The 20,541-nt window shown below is 71.9% G+C and carries 22 protein-coding genes; 9 read left to right on the forward strand and 13 right to left on the reverse strand.

What is annotated here, in order from left to right; translation table 11 throughout:
- Nucleotides 1–144 precede the first annotated feature (144 nt).
- Entirely contained in the window at nucleotides 145–1,044 is a 900-nt protein-coding gene (locus tag ACFRFC_RS34375; RefSeq protein ID WP_382684955.1) for an alpha/beta fold hydrolase, read from the forward strand.
- A 29-nt stretch (nucleotides 1,045–1,073) separates the two neighbouring features.
- Here ACFRFC_RS34375 and ACFRFC_RS34380 read toward each other — a convergent pair whose 3' ends face one another.
- On the reverse strand, nucleotides 1,074–1,970 hold the full coding sequence (locus ACFRFC_RS34380) for an NYN domain-containing protein (RefSeq protein WP_382684953.1): 897 nt from the start codon (nucleotides 1,968–1,970) through the stop codon (nucleotides 1,074–1,076).
- 167 nt (nucleotides 1,971–2,137) lie between these two features.
- Here ACFRFC_RS34380 and ACFRFC_RS34385 point away from each other — a divergent pair, with 167 nt between their 5' ends.
- Nucleotides 2,138–2,290 carry a hypothetical protein gene (locus ACFRFC_RS34385; RefSeq protein ID WP_129801357.1) on the forward strand — a complete coding sequence of 51 codons (153 nt, stop codon included), beginning with the start codon at nucleotides 2,138–2,140 and terminating at the stop codon, nucleotides 2,288–2,290.
- An 80-nt stretch (nucleotides 2,291–2,370) separates the two neighbouring features.
- On the opposite strand, the gene ACFRFC_RS34390 is transcribed toward ACFRFC_RS34385, so the two are convergent.
- From ACFRFC_RS34390 to ACFRFC_RS34400, 3 genes are all read right to left on the reverse strand, one after another.
- The gene (locus ACFRFC_RS34390) at nucleotides 2,371–3,228 is read right to left on the reverse strand and encodes a PHP domain-containing protein (RefSeq protein ID WP_382684950.1); all 858 of its coding nucleotides are present in this window, start codon (nucleotides 3,226–3,228) and stop codon (nucleotides 2,371–2,373) included.
- A 163-nt stretch (nucleotides 3,229–3,391) separates the two neighbouring features.
- Nucleotides 3,392–4,033: a DUF6758 family protein gene (locus ACFRFC_RS34395; protein ID WP_382684947.1), complete on the reverse strand. Its 642-nt coding sequence runs from the start codon at nucleotides 4,031–4,033 to the stop codon at nucleotides 3,392–3,394.
- Nucleotides 4,034–4,375: 342 nt separating this feature from the next.
- Nucleotides 4,376–4,972, reverse strand: a complete 597-nt coding sequence (locus ACFRFC_RS34400; RefSeq protein ID WP_382684945.1) for a suppressor of fused domain protein — start codon at nucleotides 4,970–4,972, stop codon at nucleotides 4,376–4,378.
- Nucleotides 4,973–5,508: 536 nt separating this feature from the next.
- Between ACFRFC_RS34400 and ACFRFC_RS34405 the strand changes: the two genes are divergently transcribed.
- Both ACFRFC_RS34405 and ACFRFC_RS34410 read left to right on the forward strand, forming a co-directional pair.
- On the forward strand, nucleotides 5,509–6,627 hold the full coding sequence (locus ACFRFC_RS34405) for a magnesium and cobalt transport protein CorA (protein WP_382684942.1): 1,119 nt from the start codon (nucleotides 5,509–5,511) through the stop codon (nucleotides 6,625–6,627).
- A gap of 42 nt (nucleotides 6,628–6,669) precedes the next feature.
- Entirely contained in the window at nucleotides 6,670–7,188 is a 519-nt protein-coding gene (locus ACFRFC_RS34410) for a hypothetical protein (RefSeq protein ID WP_382684940.1), read from the forward strand.
- 33 nt (nucleotides 7,189–7,221) lie between these two features.
- On the opposite strand, the gene ACFRFC_RS34415 is transcribed toward ACFRFC_RS34410, so the two are convergent.
- Nucleotides 7,222–7,965, reverse strand: coding sequence for a hypothetical protein (locus ACFRFC_RS34415; protein WP_382684938.1), 744 nt, complete (start codon nucleotides 7,963–7,965; stop codon nucleotides 7,222–7,224).
- Between the two features lie 257 nt (nucleotides 7,966–8,222).
- On the opposite strand from ACFRFC_RS34415, the gene ACFRFC_RS34420 reads away from it, so the two are divergent.
- The 3 genes from ACFRFC_RS34420 to ACFRFC_RS34430 are packed head-to-tail and all read left to right on the forward strand — an operon-like array spanning nucleotide 8,223 to nucleotide 11,276.
- The gene (locus tag ACFRFC_RS34420; protein WP_382684935.1) at nucleotides 8,223–9,512 is read left to right on the forward strand and encodes a magnesium transporter MgtE N-terminal domain-containing protein; all 1,290 of its coding nucleotides are present in this window, start codon (nucleotides 8,223–8,225) and stop codon (nucleotides 9,510–9,512) included.
- Nucleotides 9,502–10,098, forward strand: a complete 597-nt coding sequence (locus tag ACFRFC_RS34425) for a DUF1003 domain-containing protein (protein ID WP_382684932.1) — start codon at nucleotides 9,502–9,504, stop codon at nucleotides 10,096–10,098. The genes ACFRFC_RS34420 and ACFRFC_RS34425 overlap by 11 nt, the downstream gene beginning before the upstream one ends.
- Nucleotides 10,099–10,142: 44 nt before the next feature.
- On the forward strand, nucleotides 10,143–11,276 hold the full coding sequence (locus ACFRFC_RS34430) for an Mrp/NBP35 family ATP-binding protein (RefSeq protein ID WP_382684930.1): 1,134 nt from the start codon (nucleotides 10,143–10,145) through the stop codon (nucleotides 11,274–11,276).
- A 191-nt stretch (nucleotides 11,277–11,467) separates the two neighbouring features.
- Here the strand turns inward: ACFRFC_RS34430 and ACFRFC_RS34435 are convergent, their stop codons facing one another.
- The 5 genes from ACFRFC_RS34435 to sigE form a co-directional block, all read right to left on the reverse strand.
- Nucleotides 11,468–12,205 carry a hypothetical protein gene (locus tag ACFRFC_RS34435; RefSeq protein WP_382684928.1) on the reverse strand — a complete coding sequence of 246 codons (738 nt, stop codon included), beginning with the start codon at nucleotides 12,203–12,205 and terminating at the stop codon, nucleotides 11,468–11,470.
- Between the two features lie 183 nt (nucleotides 12,206–12,388).
- The gene (locus tag ACFRFC_RS34440) at nucleotides 12,389–12,838 is read right to left on the reverse strand and encodes a sec-independent translocase (protein ID WP_382684926.1); all 450 of its coding nucleotides are present in this window, start codon (nucleotides 12,836–12,838) and stop codon (nucleotides 12,389–12,391) included.
- A 175-nt stretch (nucleotides 12,839–13,013) separates the two neighbouring features.
- Complete coding sequence (locus ACFRFC_RS34445; RefSeq protein ID WP_383112681.1) at nucleotides 13,014–14,831, reverse strand: trypsin-like peptidase domain-containing protein; 1,818 nt, start codon at nucleotides 14,829–14,831, stop codon at nucleotides 13,014–13,016.
- A gap of 578 nt (nucleotides 14,832–15,409) precedes the next feature.
- On the reverse strand, nucleotides 15,410–16,387 hold the full coding sequence (locus ACFRFC_RS34450; RefSeq protein WP_382684923.1) for an anti-sigma factor family protein: 978 nt from the start codon (nucleotides 16,385–16,387) through the stop codon (nucleotides 15,410–15,412).
- The gene (gene sigE / locus ACFRFC_RS34455) at nucleotides 16,384–17,085 is read right to left on the reverse strand and encodes an RNA polymerase sigma factor SigE (protein ID WP_382685155.1); all 702 of its coding nucleotides are present in this window, start codon (nucleotides 17,083–17,085) and stop codon (nucleotides 16,384–16,386) included. Before sigE ends, ACFRFC_RS34450 begins: the two co-directional genes overlap by 4 nt.
- A gap of 235 nt (nucleotides 17,086–17,320) precedes the next feature.
- Between sigE and ACFRFC_RS34460 the strand changes: the two genes are divergently transcribed.
- Complete coding sequence (locus ACFRFC_RS34460) at nucleotides 17,321–18,019, forward strand: O-methyltransferase (RefSeq protein WP_382685152.1); 699 nt, start codon at nucleotides 17,321–17,323, stop codon at nucleotides 18,017–18,019.
- A 188-nt stretch (nucleotides 18,020–18,207) separates the two neighbouring features.
- On the opposite strand, the gene ACFRFC_RS34465 is transcribed toward ACFRFC_RS34460, so the two are convergent.
- On the reverse strand, nucleotides 18,208–18,375 hold the full coding sequence (locus ACFRFC_RS34465; RefSeq protein WP_003966491.1) for a DUF3117 domain-containing protein: 168 nt from the start codon (nucleotides 18,373–18,375) through the stop codon (nucleotides 18,208–18,210).
- A gap of 381 nt (nucleotides 18,376–18,756) precedes the next feature.
- Here ACFRFC_RS34465 and ACFRFC_RS34470 point away from each other — a divergent pair, with 381 nt between their 5' ends.
- Complete coding sequence (locus tag ACFRFC_RS34470; RefSeq protein ID WP_382684921.1) at nucleotides 18,757–19,560, forward strand: enoyl-CoA hydratase/isomerase family protein; 804 nt, start codon at nucleotides 18,757–18,759, stop codon at nucleotides 19,558–19,560.
- A 16-nt stretch (nucleotides 19,561–19,576) separates the two neighbouring features.
- Here the strand turns inward: ACFRFC_RS34470 and ACFRFC_RS34475 are convergent, their stop codons facing one another.
- Nucleotides 19,577–20,164 carry a DNA-3-methyladenine glycosylase I gene (locus tag ACFRFC_RS34475; RefSeq protein WP_382684919.1) on the reverse strand — a complete coding sequence of 196 codons (588 nt, stop codon included), beginning with the start codon at nucleotides 20,162–20,164 and terminating at the stop codon, nucleotides 19,577–19,579.
- Complete coding sequence (locus ACFRFC_RS34480) at nucleotides 20,161–20,538, reverse strand: DivIVA domain-containing protein (RefSeq protein WP_382684917.1); 378 nt, start codon at nucleotides 20,536–20,538, stop codon at nucleotides 20,161–20,163. The genes ACFRFC_RS34475 and ACFRFC_RS34480 overlap by 4 nt, the downstream gene beginning before the upstream one ends.
- Between the last annotated feature and the right edge of the window lie 3 nt (nucleotides 20,539–20,541).

Below are 20,541 nucleotides of genomic sequence, written 5' to 3' on the forward strand. Positions count from 1 at the left end.
CCGAGATCTACACCAATATACACGATTGCAGCGACAGATTCGTATAAGAGACAGGGCCACGCCCAAGCCGACCCGCACGCCGGCCGCCGCCGTATCCCCACCTCCAGAGCCCCGTCCCCCGCCCCCGCCCGTTACCCTCACCCCGTGAGCCGACCCCCGACCCTGACCCCACCGCCCGCCGCCCGCGCCTACCCCCTGCGCACCGCCCGTGGGGACTTCGCCGTCGTGGACCATCCCGTGGCGCCCGGCGTCGAGCCCCGAGGGGCGGCGCTGCTGCTGCCGGGGTTCACGGGCAGCAAGGAGGACTTCCGGCTGCTGCACGAACCCCTCGCGGCGCGCGGCTACCGTACGGTCGCCGTGGACGGCCGGGGCCAGTACGAGTCGGACGGCCCGCAGGACGACGAATCGGCGTACGCACAGCCGGAGTTGGCGAAGGACGTCCTCGCCCAGGCGGCGGCCCTGGGCATCCCCCTGCACCTCGTCGGCCACTCCCTCGGCGGCCAGATCGCCCGCGCGGCCGTCCTGCTCACCACCGGCACCGGCACCGGCCAAACACCCCCGTTCCTCTCCCTCACCCTCGTCTCATCCGGCCCCGCCCAGATCTCGCAGCCCCAGCAGGAGCGCGTCAAGCTGCTGCGGGACGCGCTCGCGGTGATGTCGATGGCCGAGGTGTGGGAGGCGATCGAGTCGATGGGCGCTCCCGAGGACGTCGGCGGTCCGGCCGTCGGCACGGGCGGTCAGGACCATCTGCGCCGCCGCTGGCTGCGCAACAAGCCGGCCCAGTTGATCGCCACGGGCCGTCAGCTGTGCACCGAGCCGGACCGGGTCGGCGAACTGGCCGCCGTGCCGCTCCCCGTCCATGTGCTGTCCGGCGCGAGCGACGACACCTGGCCGCTGCCGCTGCTGGACGACATGGCCGTACGCCTGCCCGCCTGCCGCACGGTCGTCGCGGACTCCGATCACTCACCGAACGTGGACCGGCCGCTCCCGACCGCCGAGGCCATCGCCGACTTCTGGGACACGGTCCAGGCCCAGCCCGCCTGACAGCAACAGCCGGCCCCGTCAGGAGAGACTCAGTACAGCGTCCGCAGATGCTCCCAGAACCCATCCCGCAGCGCCCGCCGCAGATCCGCCTGGCCACGCAGCGAGTACTGCAACATCCCCTCCGCCTCGACCAGCAGGTCCTGATCGACCGAGCCGGGCAGATAGGGATGGCCGGGCAGCAGCTCCACCAGCGCCTCCCGCCCCCGTGACGCCAGCCACTTCGCGGCGATCTGGGCGCCGACGAACCGTACGTCCTCACGGCCGGGCCGGGTCGCGCCGGCCGACTCGTACGCGGCGGCGGTGCGCCGGCTGACGTACGGCTTGAAGAAGTCGAGGTCGAGGGTGCGCTGGCTGTCGACCTCCCAGAGCAGTGGCTCGGCCTGGTTGCGGCCCTCGGGGGCCTCGATGCCCCACAGATGCACCCGGGCGCCGTACCCCTGCGCCGCCTCCACGGCCGACACCAGGTCCTCGTCACCGCCGAGCAGAGCCGCGTCGCTGACCGCGCGGTGCCGGGCGAGGGATTCGAGGTCGGTACGGATCAGGGAGTCGACGCCCTTCTGCTGGTTGTTGGCGTTGAGGTTGCCGAGGCGGACCTTGACGTCGGGCAGTTCGGCGATGACCTGCTGTTCGGCGGTGTGGATGCGGCGCCGGGCGCCGTCGTACCAGTACACCCGCAGCAGTCTGCTGTCGGCGAAGATCTGCCGGGCCTTGTCGATGAGCGCCTCGATCAGTCCCTCGGGGTCGAGGTCGAAGGCGCGGCGGTCCTCCGTCCCGGCGATCAGCCGGCCGGCGGCGGCGTAGAGATAGCCCGCGTCGACGAAGATCGCATGGGTCGAGGGTGTCTTGGCCACCTCGGCGAGCATGCGTTGCAACAGCTCGTTGGTGCGGTCGATGCGGGCGGACAGTGCCGCCAGGTCTTCGTTCATCCATTCCATTGTCCCGGCCGTCACGCTACGAACACAACCGGTCCCGATCAGTCTCCGTACATCCTCTTACCTCACGGTAATTAGGCGTTCGAAAGTTTTCTTTAGCGTAGGGAATGTTTGTAACAACCAGACGGTTGACTACGAATGGAACACGAAGGGAGAAGCCCATGCGCTTCGAGATCATGCGCCTCGACGATGTGGACGGTACGCCCGTCGACACCACCGTCGTGGACGCCGCCTCCGTCAACCGGATCGTTCAGCAGGCCGCTGCCATCGGGCAGCGATTGTGGATCCGCCCCGCCGACACCTCGGCCTCATAACAACGGATCACTGCTCACGAAGCTTCAGGGCCCTGTACGGAAACCGTACGGGGCCCTGTGTCGTGCACCCAGCGGGGCGTTCAGGCCCCCGGCACCCCTGGCATCGGGGACGCGCCGGTCGCCCGCCGGGCGATCTCCTCGTACACCTCGGGGTCGGTGGTGAACTCCCCCAGCACACAGGTCTTGCGGCTGCCGTGGTAGTCGCTGGACCCGGTGACCAGCAGCCCCAGTTCCCCGGCGAGTCCGCGCAGCCGTGCCCGGGTGCCGGGGTCGTGGTCCATGTGATCGACCTCGATCCCGTCCAGCCCGGCGGCGGACAGTTCGGCGATCGCCGCCTCCGGCACCGTACGGCCGCGCTTGCTCGCTCCCGGATGGGCGAAGACGGTGACCCCGCCCGCGGCCTTGACCAGCCGGATCGCCTCGAACGGGTCGGTCTCGTGCTTGTCCATGTGGGCCCGCCCGCCATCGGCCAGCCAGTCCTTGGTGAAGGCGTCGTTCACACTCGGTACGACACCCAGCTCGACCAGCGCGGTCGCGAGGTGCGGCCGGCCCACGGAGCCGTTCCCGGCGATCCGCTCGACCTGGTCCCAGGTGACGGGGACCCCGAGCGCGTTCAGCTTGGCGATCATGCCCTGGGCGCGGGGCACCCGGTCGTCGCGGACCAGCTCCCGCTCGGCGAGCAGCGCGGGTTCCTCGGCGTCGAAGAGGTAGGCCAGCATGTGCATGCTGATCCCGTCGATACGACAGGACAGCTCGGCCCCGGTGACCAGCGTGAGCCCCTGCGGCACGGCGGCGACGGCCTCGGCGTGCCCCCGCGTGGTGTCGTGATCGGTCAGCGCGACGACGTCCAGCCCGGCGGCGGCGGCCTTGCGCACCACCTCGGCGGGACTGTCCGTACCGTCGGAGGCGGTGGAGTGGGTGTGCAGATCGATACGCACGGACGGACTCCCACCACGAACAGACGACCAGGAACGCCCCCAGACTATCCGCACCCCTTCAACGCCCCGAACACCAGCGCCCCGAAAGGGGCGCGGGGAACTCCGCGCCCAACCCCCACGAACCCGCGCCCGCGCGCCTCCCCCGCCCCCACCCCGCTAGGCGCTACGGCTGAAGCAAGCGCCGCGACAACGCGCCGCAGGGCAGCAGTTCGATCTCCGCCCCCGCGTCCCGCAAATCGGTCAGCACCAGTTCCTCGTACATCAACAGCCCCGCCTGTTCGGGCCACACCACCGCCCACAGCCACAGTCCGCCCGCCTCGCCCGCGAACACGGCCCGGTCGCCCGGGGTGCCGGAGACATGCCACAGGGGGGTGGGCCGCCCCACCGCCAGCACCTTCGCCTCGGCGGGTTTCTCGACGGTCATGTACGGGCCCGGATCCGGTCCGTCGATCCCGGCGTAGCGCGCGCCGAGGCCGACGCCGATCTCCTCGGCGATCAGGATCAGCTCGCTCGTCCCGCCGAGCGGGCCGGGCCCGGAGCAGGCCACGGCGGTGGCCCGGCCCCCGGTGCGGTCGTCGCCCGCGCAGGCGATGCCGGTGAACAGCCAGCCCACGGGCAGCGGCCAGGGCATCCAGACCGGCACCTGGGTGTGGTGCACGACGACGGCGATGGCATCGACGCTGGGCGGGACCACGGGCTGTACCGGATGGACCGCGCCATGGACAGCACACTGCCAGGAGTCGGCGAAAAGACCGGGAGCCCTGACCCGGCCACCGCACTTCGGGCAACTGGGTTCGCCCCTCATAGAGCCCCACGGTCCTACCCAGGTCCCGTCCCGTCAAGGACGATCACCCGTCCGCTCCGCCGGGTTTCACCTCCGGCCCTCGCGCGGACCCGGCGTCCGGAGGCGGAACCGGCGCAGGACGTACGTCCTCCGGCCCCCGAGCGGACCCGGCACGGCACCCACCCGGCCCGCACCGCGGCCCCGCTCCCGGCACACGGATCCGGACCAACTGACCGACCGGACAGGTGGTTGCGGCCCTGCTCCCGGCATACGGATCCAGACCAACTGACCGGCCGGACAGGTGAGTTCCGTCACGGCGGGCCCGCGCACCGGTTCAGCCGAGCGGGACGCCCACGCCCCGGTTCAGTCCAGCGGGACCTGCCCGCGCAGCGGGTCGCGGAGATCGGTGCCGTGGGCCAGCCATCGTTCCTGGAGCGCCGCCGCGCCATGCACCCGCTTCCACGCGGCCTCGTTCGGCGTCATCGGCAGCAGCGGCAGGAACCGTACGGGATCCAGGGGCGGGTCCAGTTCCAGGTCCTCGACCAGGCCGCCCGGCTCGGCGACCAGGACCGAGGTGAAGGGGGCGCCGGGCCACAGCGGCCCGCCCACGTCCAGTGACCCGCCGGGGGCCACGATCACGCCCTCGACCTGCGGGGACGCGGCGAGGACGGCGAGCGGGCGGAGCACCTTGCCGGTGTCGGCGAGCCCGGACCGTACGGAGATGATCAGCTCGGCGCGGGGGCCCTTCACGGGGTCGGCGAGCAGCACGCTGGGGTCCGCCATGGGCTGTGCGGACATGCCGAGGGTGGCGTAGCGGACGAGGTCCCCCTCCGCCGCGGTCTCCTGGAAACGGAGCACCTCGACGCGGTCCGTGCCGAGGAAGGTGACGGCCGCGCGGGCGTCCGGCACGCCGAGCGCGGAGCGCAACCGGGCCTCGACCAGAGGGAGAACATCAGCCATGCCGCGAGCATAGAACTCGTCAGTACCGGGCAAAGCGGCCCCTTGACACTTCGGCCGGCTGTTACTCTGGGCCGGTCGTCGGGCAGCGCACGGCAAGCGTCGGCCCACCGCCCGGCCGACACCGACGTATTCCCCGGGACTCCCCTCGGGGAAACTCCCCACGGGGAATGGATCGTCCCTCACCAGGGACCGGCCGGAGGAGGTGGGGCTGCAATGGACCGAAGTCGACCGTGCAGTATCACCCGCTCTTCCTGCCGCTGACGTAGCCGCCCCGCACAGGGCTCTCGCTCTGGCCCGCTGCCACCTCTCGCGTTCTCGTCACCACGGAAGAGCACTCGTTTCGATCTGCGTGATCCGTCTGTACTTCCGCCTGTACTGACTCAGCAGCGAAGCTTGCGAAGCGCGTCACCGCAATGGTGCGGTGCTCCCCGCTTTGTGGACGTGCCACCATCCCGTAGCACGGACGTCCTCATTCCGGGCAGTTCCACCCGTCGCAGGCCGCCGTGAGCTGCTGCTCCGTCGCGAAGGAGCCTGCCATGTCGATGATCCGTGACCTGCGCGCCGCCGTCCGCCCCGGCCGCCCCGCCGCCCTGCGCAAGGACACCGGCGGCTACGACACCACCCGTGACCCCTCGACCCCCTCGGCGGTCGTGGACTGCGCCGTCTACCGCGACGGCGCCCGCGTCGAGACGCCGAGGCCGCTCACCCCGCAGGAGGCGATGCGTCAGGTGCGGCGCAGCGGCGGCTTCGTGTGGATCGGGCTGCATGAGCCGACCGAGGCCGAATTCTCCGGGATCGCGGGCGAGTTCGGGCTGCACCCGCTGGCCGTGGAGGACGCGGTGCAGGCGCACCAGCGGCCCAAGCTGGAGCGCTACGACGACTCCCTGTTCACGGTCTTCAAGACCATCCACTACGTCGAGCACGACGAGCTGACCGCGAACAGCGAGATCGTGGAGACCGGCGAGGTGATGTGCTTCACCGGCCGGGACTTCTTCATCACCGTGCGGCACGGCGGGCAGGGCTCGCTGCGGACCCTGCGCCACCGTCTCCAGGACGACCCCGAGCTGCTCGCCAAGGGCCCCTCGGCGGTGCTGCACGCCATCGCGGACCATGTGGTGGACGGCTACATCGCGGTCGCCGACGCCGTGCAGGACGACATCGACGAGGTGGAGACCGAGGTCTTCTCGCCGGGCCGCAAGGGTGTCCCGCGCGGCACGGACGCGGGGCGGATCTACCAACTCAAGCGTGAGGTGCTCCAGTTCAAGCGGGCGGTGGCGCCGCTGCTGCGGCCGATGCAGCTGCTCAGTGAGCGGCCGATGCGGCTGATCGACCCGGACATCCAGAAGTACTTCCGGGATGTCGCCGACCATCTGGCCCGGGTCCAGGAGCAGGTCATGGGCTTCGACGAGCTGCTCAACTCGATCCTCCAGGCCAACCTCGCGCAGGCGTCCGTGACGCAGAACGAGGACATGCGGAAGATCACGTCATGGGCCGCGATCATCGCCGTACCGACCATGGTGTGCGGGGTCTACGGCATGAACTTCGACCACATGCCCGAGCTGCGCTGGCGTTTCGGCTACCCGATGGTCCTCGGGATCACCGCGCTGATCTGCCTCGGCATCCACCGGACCCTGAAGCGCAACGGCTGGCTGTGAGGATGGCCGTCCCCCGGTGGCGGGCGTCGTTACGCTTCTGCCATGACATCTGAGCTGGTCGACCGGGCCCTCGTCGAGGAGGCCACCAAGAAGTCCGGCCTGATCTGGGTCCGGGGACCCGGCTCTCCGGCCCGCGCGCTGTGGCACAGCTGGCACGAGGGCGCGGCGTACGTGGTCGGCGACGGGCCGGGCGAGCAGCCGCTGCCGGGGCTGGCGGACGGGGCCGGGGCCGAGGTGACCGTGCGCAGCAAGGACAAGGGCGGCCGGCTGGTGTCCTGGGCGGCGGCGGTCACCGAGCTGACGCCCGGGTCGCAGGCGTGGGAGACGGCGGTCGGCGAGCTGAAGGGCAAGCGGCTCAACGCCCCCGACGGCGAGGCGATGCCGGAGCGCTGGCGGCGTGAGTGCCGGGTGCTGCGGCTGACCCCGGCGGGCACCACGGCACCGCTCCCGGACGGCTCCCTGGCCGCACCCCCGCTGCCGACCCCGGCGACCACCCGGGAGCCGATCCCGGCGGGGCTGCCCCGGCTGCTCTTCAAACGGCGCCGGTCCGCTAGCCGCTGACCGGCCGGAGACCCACTGACCGGCCCGGAGCCGCTAAGAGGTCGGCAACTGCTTCCCGTAATCCACCGTCTCGTCCTCCGCGGGCTCCTCCAGGGGGAAGTCCTTGCCCCAGTCGGAGAAGATCAGGGTGCCCGCGCCGCCCGCGCGGGACAGGAGAAGGGGGTAGGGGGTGCCCTCCAGGGAGACATCGAGGGTGCCGCCGGAGCCCTCGTCGCCGGTGATCCGGATGGTGCGGACGCCGGACTGCTCGTGACGGCCGTCGGTGGACAGGGTGCCGTGCAGGGTCAGCAGGCTGTCCAGCAATATGTCCTTGTCGGTGAAGCCGCTGAACTTCTCGTACGAGGGGTCGCCCTCCGGCACCTTCACATACTTGCCGTCGAGCTTGCCGGCCGCGGCGGTGTCCGTCTCCTCGCCCGCCTCCCCGCCGGTCCAGAAACCGGCGTCCGCCATGAGGTACAGCTCCTCGCCGACCCGCAGCAGCTGGAAGGTCGCCCCCTCGGCGGTCACCGACCCGGTCCCGCCGTCCTCCTTCAGCTGCATGTCGAGCTTGTACGTCGTGCCGCCCGCCGTCACGCTCCCCGCCAGCCGCACCGCCGGCGCGGTCTCGGCCGCCGTGCGGGTCTTCGTCCGGATCTGGTCCGGGGACAGCTTGCCGACGCCGTTGGTGCCCGCGTCGGGGTCCTCGCCTGCGCACCCGGTCAGCCCGGTCGCCGCGATCACGACCAGGGCGCAGATCGCGCCTACCCCAGTGGTCCGGCGGAAACGGCCCCGGCGCATAACGATCACAGGTGACGCTGCCTTTCTGGCGGGTGTCCTCAGCGGCGTACGGCAGCGTACCGGGGCCCCGAACACGGGTCGGAGCCAGTCCGTCCGGACCCCCCACCAGGGCGGATCCGATCGGGACGGGCTAGCCTGAAGCCCGATCGAACCACCGATTCCCAGCGTTCTGGATACTCCGCGTTTTCAGCACATTCCACGCATTCGACATATTCGGCCCCGGCCATGTCCGCCCGGACCGCGAAGGAGGCGCAGTCATGGCCACCGGCGCACCCCGGATCTTTGTCTCGCACCTCTCCGGCATCGCCTGCTTCGACCCCAACGGCGACCAGGTGGGCCGGGTCCGGGACGTCGTCATGATGCTGCGCGTCGGGCACCGCCCGCCCCGGGTGCTCGGGCTGGTCGTCGAACTCTCCACCCGGCGCCGGATCTTCCTGCCCATGACCCGGGTCACCGGCGTCGAGTCCGGCCAGGTCATCACCACCGGCGTGGTGAATGTCCGGCGCTTCGAGCAGCGGCCCACCGAGCGGCTGGTCTTCGGCGAGTTGCTGGACCGGCGGGTGACGCTCACCCAGACCGGCGAGGAGGTCACCGTCCTGGATCTGTCGGTGCAGCAGCTGCCCGCGCGCCGGGACTGGGAGGTCGACCGGGTCTTCGTCCGCCGGGGCCGCAAGAGCCGTACGGGCGGCTTCCGGCGGGCCCGGGGAGAGACGCTGACCGTCGAGTGGTCCGCCGTCACCGGGTTCACCCTGGAGGAGCAGGAGCAGGGCGCCGAGACGCTCCTCGCCACCTTCGAGCAGCTGCGCCCGGCCGACCTCGCCAATGTGCTGCACCACCTCTCCCCCAAGCGCCGCGCCGAGGTCGCCGCCGCCCTCGACGACGACCGGCTCGCCGATGTCCTCGAAGAGCTGCCGGAGGACGACCAGATCGAGATCCTCGGCAAGCTGAAGAAGGAGCGCGCCGCCGACGTCCTGGAGGCGATGGATCCCGACGACGCGGCCGACCTGCTCTCCGAACTCCCCGAGGAGGAGAAGGAGCGGCTGCTGAGCCTGATGCAGCCCTCCGACGCGGCCGACGTCCGGCGGCTGATGGCGTACGAGGACCGCACGGCGGGCGGTCTGATGACCACCGAGCCGATCGTGCTGCGCCCGGACGCCACCGTCGCCGACGCGCTGGCCCGGGTCCGCAACCCCGATCTGTCCCCCGCGCTCGCCGCGCAGGTCTATGTCTGCCGCCCGCCCGACGAGACCCCGACCGGCAAGTACCTCGGCACGGTCCACTTCCAGCGGCTGCTGCGCGACCCCCCGTACACGCTGGTCAGCTCGCTCGTCGACGACGACCTCCAGACGCTGGACCCGGACGCGGCGCTGCCGCTGGTCGCCGGGTTCTTCGCCACGTACGACATGGTCGCGGCGCCCGTCGTGGACGAGGGAGGGCGGCTGCTGGGGGCGGTGACCGTGGACGACGTGCTGGACCACATGCTGCCGGAGGACTGGCGGGAGACGGAGTTCCATCTCGGGGAGGGGGCGGTGCCCGATGGCTCCTGAGCGGGACAGCTCCCGGGAGCGCGGCAGCACTCCGGCCGGGGCGACCGCCGCCACCCGCCCGCGCGCCCGCCTCGACCTGCCCCGGGCGCCGCGCCGCCGTCTCCTGCCCGACTGGGACCCGGACGCCTTCGGGCGGCTGTCGGAGCGGATCGCGCGGTTCCTGGGCACCGGGCGGTTCCTCGTCTGGATGACGGTCGTCGTCATCGTCTGGGTGCTGTGGAACGTCGCCGCGCCCAAGGCGGTGCGCTTCGACGAGTACCCGTTCATCTTCCTGACCCTGATGCTCTCGCTCCAGGCGTCGTACGCGGCCCCGCTGATCCTGCTCGCGCAGAACCGGCAGGACGACCGGGACCGGGTCAATCTCGAACAGGACCGCAAGCAGAACGAACGCTCGATCGCCGACACCGAGTATCTGACCCGCGAGATCGCCGCCCTGCGTATCGGTCTCGGTGAGGTCGCCACCCGGGACTGGATCCGCTCCGAGCTCCAGGACCTGGCCAGGGAGCTGGACGGACGCCCCGACGGCGACGCACCGCGGGCATTCCCGGCGGAACGCCCGGGGGCACGTGACACAGAAGACCGGTGACAGGGCTTTCCGGGGGGCGCGTGCCGCCCCGTACCATCGTCCTTATGGCTACGGAAGACGCGGTGCGTGAAGCACTGGCGACGGTGAACGACCCGGAGATCAACCGCCCCATCACCGAACTCGGGATGGTCAAATCGGTGGAGATCGGTGCGGACGGAGCGGTCGCGGTCGCCGTGTACCTGACGGTCTCCGGCTGCCCCATGCGTGACACGATCACCCAGCGGGTCACCGACGCCGTCTCGGCGCTGGAGGGCGTCACGCGGGTCGAGGTCACGCTCGACGTGATGAGCGACGAGCAGCGCAAGGAGCTGGCGAGTTCCCTGCGCGGCGGCCAGACCGAGCGCGAGGTCCCGTTCGCCAGGCCCGGCTCGCTGACCCGGGTCTACGCGGTCGCCTCCGGCAAGGGCGGCGTCGGCAAGTCCTCGGTGACGGTCAACCTGGCGGCGGCGATGGCGGCCGACGGCCTCAAGGTGGGCGTGGTCGACGCCGACATCTACGGCCACAGCGTGCCGCGCATGCTGGGTGCGGACGGGCTTCCCACCCAGGTCGAGAACATGATCATGCCGCCGTCGGCGCACGGCGTGAAGGTCATCTCCATCGGCATGTTCACGCCCGGCAACACCCCGGTCGTCTGGCGCGGCCCGATGCTGCACCGGGCGTTGCAGCAGTTCCTCGCGGATGTCTACTGGGGCGACCTCGACGTCCTCCTGCTGGACCTGCCGCCGGGCACGGGCGATATCGCCATCTCGGTCGCGCAGCTGGTCCCCAACGCCGAGATCCTGGTCGTGACGACCCCGCAGCAGGCGGCGGCCGAGGTCGCCGAGCGCGCCGGGTCCATCGCGGTCCAGACCCACCAGAAGATCGTCGGCGTGGTCGAGAACATGTCGGGCCTGCCCTGCCCGCACTGCGGCGAGATGCTCGACGTCTTCGGCACGGGCGGCGGCCAGGCGGTCGCCGACGGCCTCACCCGCACCACCGGCGCCACGGTTCCGGTCCTCGGCTCCATCCCCATCGACGTCCGCCTCCGGGAAGGCGGCGACGAGGGCAAGCCGATCGTCCTCACCGACCCCGACTCCGCCGCCGGCTCCGCCCTACGCGCCATCGCCGGAAAACTGGGCGGCCGACAGCGGGGCCTGTCGGGCCTGTCCCTGGGCATCACACCGAGGAACAAGTTCTAGGGGGCTAGAGGGATCTAGAGGGAGGGTGGCCTGCGGAAAGTCCCCCTGGACATGGGGGCACGGGCAACCCCGTGACCCCTCGGGGGCGGCGCGGCCACGCCCTTTCTTTTGGGGGCGCGGGGAACTGCGCGAGAAGCGACCACAACCCGCACCCGCGCACCCCCCTCACCCTCCCCCCACCCCCAGAAAACCTACGCGTACCCGGCAATGTCCTTGATCACGGCAAACCCGAGCCCATACGCACTCATACCCCTCCCGTACGCCCCCAGATGAACCCCCTCCGCCGTGGACCCGGCCAGCACCCACCCGAATTCGGACTCCCGGTAGTGAAAGGCCCGCGGCACCCCGTCCACCGGCAGGGACAGCGTCGACCACTCCGCCCCCTCCAGATCGTCCGCGAGGACCCACGCGGTGTCCGTCTGCTGGTCCAGCCAGTCGTCCCGCAGACTGTGGTCCATCTGCCCCGGCCAGGTGACCGCCAGCAGCCCCACCCCGGCCAGCCACGCCGCCGAGGACACCGACGTGGCCTCCAGCAGCCCCGTACCGTCGGCGCTGCGCCGGGACGGACTCGCGGCGACGGTCACGACGACCGCGAACCGCTCCCGCTCCTCCGCCGCCACCTCGCCGCCCCGCACGGAGGGCTCGTCACCGTGACCGACCGAACCGTGCTCCACGGCCCCGTCGGCCGCCATGCCCACCTGCATCAGCCGGCGCGGCCCGGTGAACGCCTCGTCGAGGCCGTACCACGGGAAAGTTGCGCTCAGGTAGCCGTCGATCGTGCGGCGCGCGGAGGACGGCGGTTGTCCGCCCTCCGCGGCCGGCGCCTGCGCGACGGCTCGACTCGTCGTCTCCATGTGCCCGGACGCCTCCTCGCTCTCGTCGGACCGGAGCGGCCCGCCCCCCTTCGGGCGTACTCGTCCGGTCCGCACAACAACTCGGCAGCATATCCACACCTGTGCGGGCATCCGGGAAAGCACCGGGCGCGTGGGTCGCCCGGACGGCGCGTTCCCGCCGCGCCGGCCGTCGTACGGCTATGAGAAGCGTCACGTACGACGGATCGGGAACTTCCTTGATACGACGCCCGGTTGGGCCGCCCCCGACCGGGCGGACGCTCAGGTGGCGTCGGCGTCGAAGGGCGGGCGCTCCTCGCGCGCGGGCGCCGGCTTCTTGGCCATGTCGACACGACCGGCGGAGGGAGCCGGGGAGCCGGACGGGTCAGGCGACCCGGCCGCCTCGGACTCGCGGCCCTTCACGGAGTCCGCGACCTCGGCCATCTCCTTCTTCAGGTCGAAGCCGTTCCGGATCTCCTTCAGCCCCAGCTCGTCGTTGTCCAGCTGCTTGCGGATGAACGTCTTGGGGTTGAGATCCTCGAAGTCGAAGTCCTTGAACTCCGGGCCCAGCTCCTGCCGGATGTCTTCTTTGGCGCTCTCCGAGAAATCCCGGACCTTCCGTATCATCCGGGTCACGTCCTGGATGACCTTGGGAAGCTTGTCCGGACCGAAAACGAGCACGGCGAGGACGACGAGCGTCACCAGCTCAAACGTTCCTATGTCATTGAACACCTGAAGCTCCTTGCCATGTCCCGGGCCGGATCCAAGGTACCCGCCGTTGCTGTCCGACCGGTACTGTCCCGTGACGTCCGAGTGCGTGCATGCGACCGCTTTCTCCCGTTGTCCGACGATGGGACCGGAGGGACGCACGGGAGATTCGTGCGGAATTCACCTTATGGGCGCCTTGTCATCCTCCGTCGGACGAGCCCAGCACGAGCGAGACCGTCCGCTCCTCGCCGTCCCGGAGCAGCTTCAGCTCCAGCCGGTCCCCGGGGCGGTGCGAACGGGTCTTGACGATCAGTTCCTCGCCGGAGTGGACGCGCTGGCCGTCGATCTCGGTGATCACATCGCCGGGCTCGATCCCGGCCTCGTCCCCCGGGCCGCCCTCGGTGACCGGCGAGCCGCCGTCACTGCTCTCGGTGCCGACGCGGGCGCCGTCACCGGTGTAGTTCATGTCGAGGGTGACGCCGATCACCGGGTGGGTGGCCTTCCCGGTGTTGATCAGCTCTTCGGCGACGCGTGTGCCCTGGTTGATCGGTATGGCGAAGCCGAGTCCTATCGACCCGGCCTGCCCGCCGTCCGGCTCGGAGCCGCTGCCGGCGGAGCGGATGGCGGAGTTGATGCCGATCACCCGGCCCTGGGAGTCCAGCAGCGGACCCCCGGAGTTCCCCGGATTGATGGGGGCGTCCGTCTGGAGGGCGTCGACGTACGAGATGTCCGTGCCGTCGCTCTCGCCGCCGGCCGTGATGGGCCGGTCCTTGGCGCTGATGATCCCGGAGGTGACCGTGCCGGACAGGTCGAAGGGGGCGCCGATGGCCACGACCGGGTCGCCGACCTGCACATTGTCGGAGTTGCCGAGGGGCGCGGGGCGGAGCCCCTTGACCCCGGACACCTTCACCACCGCGAGGTCGTAGCCGCCGTCGCTCCCGACCACCTCGGCCTTGGCGGTGTCCCCGCTGTTGAAGGTGACGGTGATCTCACCGCTGTCGCCCGCGGGCTCGACGACATGGTTGTTGGTGAGGATGTGACCGCTGCCGTCCAGCACGAACCCGGTACCGGTGCCGGATTCGGCGCCGCCGGACACATGCAGGGTCACCACGCTCGGCAGCGTCCGTGCCGCGATCCCGGCCACACTGTCCGGCGCCCGCTCGGCCGACTCCTTCCCGGCCTGCGGCAGCTCCACGGTGGTCCCGCCGTTCCGCTCCAGATACGCCCCCACGGCCCCGCCGAACCCCCCGGAGACCAGCGCCAGCACCAGCCCGGCCCCGACCAGCGTCCGCCGTCCGCGCCCTCGCCGCTCCCCCGGCACCACCGCCCCGCTCTGCTGCAACGGCCCCGACAGCCCCGTCGGCTGCGCCCAGGGGTCATACCGCCGCCAGGGGTCGAGGGAGGCGCCTTGGGGGGCGGGGGGTGCGGGGTGGGGGGTGGGGTTGGGGGCGAGGTGCGGGCCGGGGTGCGCGCCGACGGGGGGTACGCCGTGGGCGCCACCGGCGGGAGGATGGGCGGCGGTGGCGGGCGGATGCTGGGCTACGCCGCCGGAGTGCTGAGCGACACTGCCTGAGTGCTGGGCGAGTCCGCCGGAGGGCTGGGCGACGTGGCCCGCGTGCTGGGCAAGCCCGCCGGAAGACTGGCCGACATGACCCGCGTGCTGGGCAAACCCGCCCGGGGACTGGGCAACGCCCGGCACCGCCCCGCCCGGCGGCCCCACGCTCCCCTGGACCGAGTGCGCGCCAGAAGCCTGCCCCGGCACACTGGCCCCAGCCTGCCCAGACACACCCGCACCCGTCCCCCGAGGCACGCCCGCGCCCCCGTCCTGCTGCTGCGGAACGCCCGCCGCGACCGCCGTGCCCCGCGCCGGAGTGGCCGCCGGATGCTGCACGGGCGGCGCGGGCGCCCACGGCCCGGGTTCACCGTAGGGCGGGGTGCTGTACGGGTCGGGGTCGTGCAAGGGCTTGGGCTGCCCGCCAGCAGCCCCGGCATCTACGGCCGCACCGGCACCAGCCACCGCTCCGGCATCGCCAGCCCCACCAACACCCGCCACCACACCAGCATCGCCTGCCACCCCGCCACCAGTTGGCGCCCCGGCACCGCCTGCCACCCCAACGTCAAGAGCCACCCCGGCACCCACACCCACACCCACACCCACCCGAGCATCCGCCCCCGGCACGGCATCCACCGCCCCCACAGGCCGCTCCAGCACGAAGTCACCGTCCCCCGAAGCCTCCCCCGAGCGCGAGCCCGAGCCCGAGTCCGCGCCCACGTCCGCCCCCGCGCCCGCCTCCGGACGCCTCAGCTCGAAATCAGCGTGCGAGTCGTGGGAGTCATGAGGGCCGTGAGGGCCGACGGCATAGTCATCCGCACCCGATCCGGCCCTCGCGTCGGCCGGAGGTGGCCCGCTCGGTGCCGGGTGACCCGCTGGGCCCTGTGTGGGCTTCCCCTCGTCCATGCTCTCCCCACAGCTGGCCGCGACCGGCCGCGCAGGCGGTGGCCGCGGTACGTCGACTCCGCGCCCGGCAGCCTGCCGAAGGCGCGGTCCACCCAGAATTCAACCAGGTTCGCCCCGCCCGCGAGCGACGCTCCGGCTCAGCGGGCCGAGGCGGAGGGGCCGGGCGGCGGCGGGGTGGCGGAGCCGGGGAACTGTCCGGCGAGGAGTCCCGAGGTGGTGACGTCGGACGCCTCCAGCCACGCCGCCAGGGTGAGCGGCGGGGTCGCGGAGAACGGCCGGATCAGCGGGGACATCGCGGCGGCGCCGGCCTCCACGGCCGCGGTCAGCGGATGCGTCACCTGCCGGTCCTGCGGTCCGCCCGGCAGCAGCGGTGCGGAGATCTCCGTGGCTGCCACGGAGGAGTCGAGCGACTGCTGTCCCTGGACGAGCAGCGATCCCGCGCCGCGCCGGCGCTGGCTCTCCGCCGCGGTGGTGGTGGCACCGGTGGCCGGGGTGCGCATCGGCGTCACATTGCTGCCGTTGCCACCACGGGCTTCGTTGGTGGTGTCGCCCGGCAGGCCCGTGGTGACCCCGCCGAGGGCGATCGCGGCCAGTGACACCGCTCCGGCGGCGGCGAAGGCGAACCGGCGGCGGCCACGGGAAGCGGCGGCCCGATCGGCGTCGTGCCGCCCGACCTCGTGGATACGGAAGCCGCGCTGGGGGGCCGCGGCGGCCGGGAGCAGCGTGCCGGGCCGCCGGGCGGGAAGGTGGTCGAAGTCGAAGCGCTCGCCGCCGCGCTGCGGGCCGAGGATCCCTGGCGGGCCGCCGGGGATCCCGTCGAGGAACCTTCTCTCGTCGAGCGGGTCGGACCCTTCGCCGTCACCGCCGCCGGGCAGTCCCTGGAGGCGGGCCAGAAAACTCGCCGAGGGGGGTGGCGGGGCGGCCTCCGCGAAGACGTTCTTCAGTCGGCGCTGGGCGTCGACCTCGGCCCGGCACCGGGCACAGGTGGCCACATGCGCGAGCACCCGCTCACGCGACTCATGACCCAGCTCGCCGTCCACCAGGGCGGCGAGTCGGTCTCCCAGATGCTGTTCTGCCAGGCGCTCCTCGGCAGACTTCGGCCGTGAACCACTCACGCGGACGCGCCCCCTCCCCCCAGAGCGGGCACACGCGGCACGAACGAGCGGCGCTCGGCGCGCGCCTGCGGCGAGCGGTGGGCGAGGGCCTTGCGGAGCTGGGAGCGACCGCGGTGGATCCGGGAGCGGACCGTGCCCAGCTTCACGCCGAGGGTCGCGGCGATCTCCTCGTACGACAGTCCTTCGATGTCGCACAGGACGACCGCGGCGCGGAACTCGGGCGCGAGGGTGTCCAGCGCCTGCTGGACGTCCGCGTCGAAGTGGGCGTCGTTGAAGACCTGCTGCGGGTTGGGCTCGCGGCTGGGCAGGCGCTCGGCCGCGTCCTCGCCGAGGGCGTCGAAGCGGATGCGCTGCTTGCGGCGCACCATGTCCAGGAAGAGGTTGGTGGTGATGCGGTGGAGCCAGCCCTCGAAGGTGCCCGGCGTGTAGGTCGACAAGGACCGGAAGACCCGGACGAAGACCTCCTGGGTGAGATCCTCGGCGTCGTGCTGGTTGCCGGTGAGGCGGTAGGCGAGCCGGTACACCCGGCCGCTGTGCGTGCTGACGATCTCCTCCCACGTGGGCGGAGTCCACGCCTGCCCGTCCGCGTCGGTGGAGAAGGTCGCGGTCTGGGTCTGGCCAGCGGCGTGGCTGTGGTCAGCAGCGGTGTTGTTCACGGATTTCGGCCTGCCCGCCGACCTGAGAAAGCGCCGCAGCACTCCTCCCCGATCCACAGGTCCGGCCGCACCTCCCCTGTCGGCTCTGGTGGTGTCCAGTGGAGCCCCTACCATAGCCACCTCGCCCGTTAGCTCCCCATAAGCGGTTTTACAAGAGTTTGATCTGTGCTGATACGGCTCATGCGGCTGCGTCAGCACTTGCTCGTCCCACCGCTCGCCGTCGTGATCCAACCGTGTCCCCCCGTAGTCGCGCACACCCTTCTAAACGCCCGGTCCCATCTGCGGGTTCCCGGCGGCAACGGATACAGTCACGCCGAAGGACCAACGGGGACAGGAGAGGGTCATTACCGGCAACCGGCAGACGAGCTGGGCGTTCGCCGACGCCTATGTCGCCGAGGACGAAGCGCTGCACTGGGCCCGCGACCGGGCCCGTGAGGCAGGGCTGCGCTCGGTGTCGCCCGGCACGGGTGCCGCGTTGCGGCTGCTGGCGGCCTCGGTGGACGCCAAGGCGGTCGCGGAGATCGGTACCGGTACCGGAGTCTCCGGGATCCATCTGCTGCACGGGATGCGCGCCGACGGGGTGCTGACGACCGTGGACCCCGAGCCGGAGCACCAGCAGTTCGCCCGGCAGGCGTTCCGCGCCTCGGGCTTCGCCGGCAACCGGGCGCGGTTCATCCCCGGCCGGGCCCTGGACGTGCTTCCCCGGCTCGCGGACGCGGGCTACGACCTCGTCTTCTGCGACGGTGACCGGCTAGAGGTCCTCGACTACCTCGCTGAATCGTTGCGCCTGCTGCGCCCCGGCGGCCTGGTGGTTTTCGAGGGCGTGTTCGCCAACGGCCGCACCGTCGACTCGGGCCCGCAGCCCACGGAGGTGCTGCGGCTGCGGGAGCTGCTGCGGTCCGTGCGGGAGAGCCAGGAGCTGGTGACGTCCCTGCTGCCGATGGGCGACGGCCTGCTGTGCGCGGTCAAGCGCTGATCCCGCGCTGATCCTGCGCTGCCCCTCCCCCTGCCCCCGTCCCTCCCTCCCCCGCCCTTCCCTTTCCTCTTCCCCCTCCCCTGTTTCCGCCGTGCCGGGGAACGAGCAACCGCCCCGGCACCGGAAAGGTGCGGGGGCGGCTGAAAGGGTATGGCCGCTCGCGACCGGCACCTTCATGGGCGCTCTGGTCAGCCCACGACCTTCTTGAGGGCGTCGCCGAGCGCGTCGGCCTCGTCCGGGGTCAGCTCGACGACGAGCCGACCGCCGCCTTCGAGCGGAACGCGCATGACGATGCCCCGCCCCTCCTTGGTCACCTCGAGCGGGCCGTCACCCGTCCGCGGCTTCATGGCCGCCATGCTCGTTCCCCTTCCTGAAACCAGCTCAATCGTCAAAGCCGACGGCCCACTGAAGGGCACGCGCTGCCCCTGAGCGGGACACACGCCACCGGCATCGAACACATTGCTTCCCAGCCATTATCCCGCATCGTGCGACCCGATGACCAACATCGGTCGGCATCGCTTGGGCAACGCGCCCGAGCAAAACCACCCAATTCGGCGATCGGAACGCGATACCGCGCGCCCGCACAGACTTCCGGACGCCGGAATCCGCCCCGAATTCTTTGACGCAGGTCACACGTCCGTTCCAGTGCTTCGGCGATGATCTCCGCCATGCTGTCCCCAGGACACGACCTACCGTTCGGTACGCCGCCGGACGACCTGCGACGGAGGGGACCCGCCATGGCCGACACCGTGCTCTTCGAGGTGAGCGACGGACTCGCGACGATCACGCTGAACCGCCCGGAGGCGATGAACGCGCTGGACATCGCCACCAAGGTCGCCCTGCGCGAGGCGGTGCGGTCGGCGGCGGACGACCCCGGGGTACGGGCCGTGCTGCTGACCGCCGCCGGGGAGCGGGCGTTCTGCGTGGGCCAGGACCTCAAGGAGCACATCGGGCTGCTGGCCGCGGACCGCGAGGCGGGCGGCGGCCAGACCATGAGCACCGTACGGGAGCACTACAACCCGATCGTCAGGGCGCTGGCGGGGATGGCGAAGCCCGTGGTGGCCGGGGTGAACGGGGTCGCGGCCGGGGCCGGCTTCGGCTTCGCGCTCGCGGCGGACTACCGGGTGGTCGCCGACACCGCGTCCTTCAACACGTCCTTCGCGGGCGTCGCCCTCACCGCCGACTCCGGGATCTCCTGGACGCTGCCCCGGGTCGTCGGCCCCGGCCGCGCCGCCGACCTGCTGCTGTTCCCGCGCGGGGTCAAGGCGCAGGAGGCGTACGACCTGGGGATCGCGAACCGGCTGGTGCCCGCCGCCGAGCTGCGCGCCGAGGCCGGGAAGGTGGCCCGCGCGCTGGCCGCCGGGCCGACGGTCGCCTACGCGGCGCTGAAGGAATCCCTGGCCTACGGCTTCTCCCACTCCTTCGAGGAGACGCTGGAGAAGGAGGACGAGCTTCAGACGCGGGCCGGGGCGTCCGAGGACCACGCGATCGCCGTCCGGGCCTTCGTCGACAAGGAGAAGCCGAAGTATCTGGGCCGGTGAGAGACCCGCGGGCCCGCTACGAGGCGCCTCTGGCGACGCACGCCTCCAGGTGGTCGTCCACCAGTCCGCACGCCTGCATCAGGGCGTACGCCGTCGTCGGGCCGATGAAGCGCAGGCCGCGCTTCTTCAGGGCCTTGGACAGGGCGGTGGACTCGGGGGTGACCGCCGGGACGTCGGCGATGTTCTTCGGGACCGGGCGCAGGGTCTGGTCGGGGGCGTGTGACCAGATCAGCTCGTCCAGCTCGCCGGGGGCCCACTCGGCGAGCACGCGCGCGTTGGCCATGGTGGCGTCGACCTTCGCGCGGTTGCGGATGATGCCGGGATCGGCGAGCAGGCGCTCGCGGTCGGCGTCGGTGAAGCGGGCGACCTCGGCGATGACGAACCCGGCGAAGGCCGTACGGAACCCGGGGCGGCGGCGCAGGATGGTGAGCCAGGACAGGCCGGACTGGAACGCCTCCAGGCAGAGCCGCTCGAACAGCGCGTCGTCGCCGTGGACCGGGCGGCCCCACTCCTCGTCGTGGTACGTCACGTAGTCGGGGGTGGACAGGGCCCAGGGGCAGCGCAGCGCGCCGTCCGCGCCGGGGACGGCGGATCCGTCGCTCACTGGTGGTCCCCCTCGGCGGGCTTGCCGAGGTCGACATAGCCGTCGTCGGGGCCGGCATGGCCGCGCCCGGTGTGCGCGCCCGCCAGCGCGGACTCCAGGTCGGCGATCCGGGCGTCCCGCTCGGCCAGCTCGGCGGCGACGCGGTTCAGGGCGTCGTCCACGTCCTCCATGCGGTAGCCGCGGACGGCGAGCGGGAAGCGCAGGGCGTCGACGTCCGCGCGGCCGAGCGGGCGGTCCGGGGGCAGCGGGTCGTGCAGCCGCTGGGGCGCCGCCTCGGGCAGCGGGCCGGTGCCGTCACCGCCGCCGACGACCGCGAGGGTGACCGCGGCGACCACGACGGCGAGCGCGACGACCAGGAACAAGAACATGACCATCGG

It is taken from the genome of Streptomyces sp. NPDC056734, from assembly GCF_042790455.1.
Classification (GTDB): Bacteria; Actinomycetota; Actinomycetes; order Streptomycetales; family Streptomycetaceae; genus Streptomyces.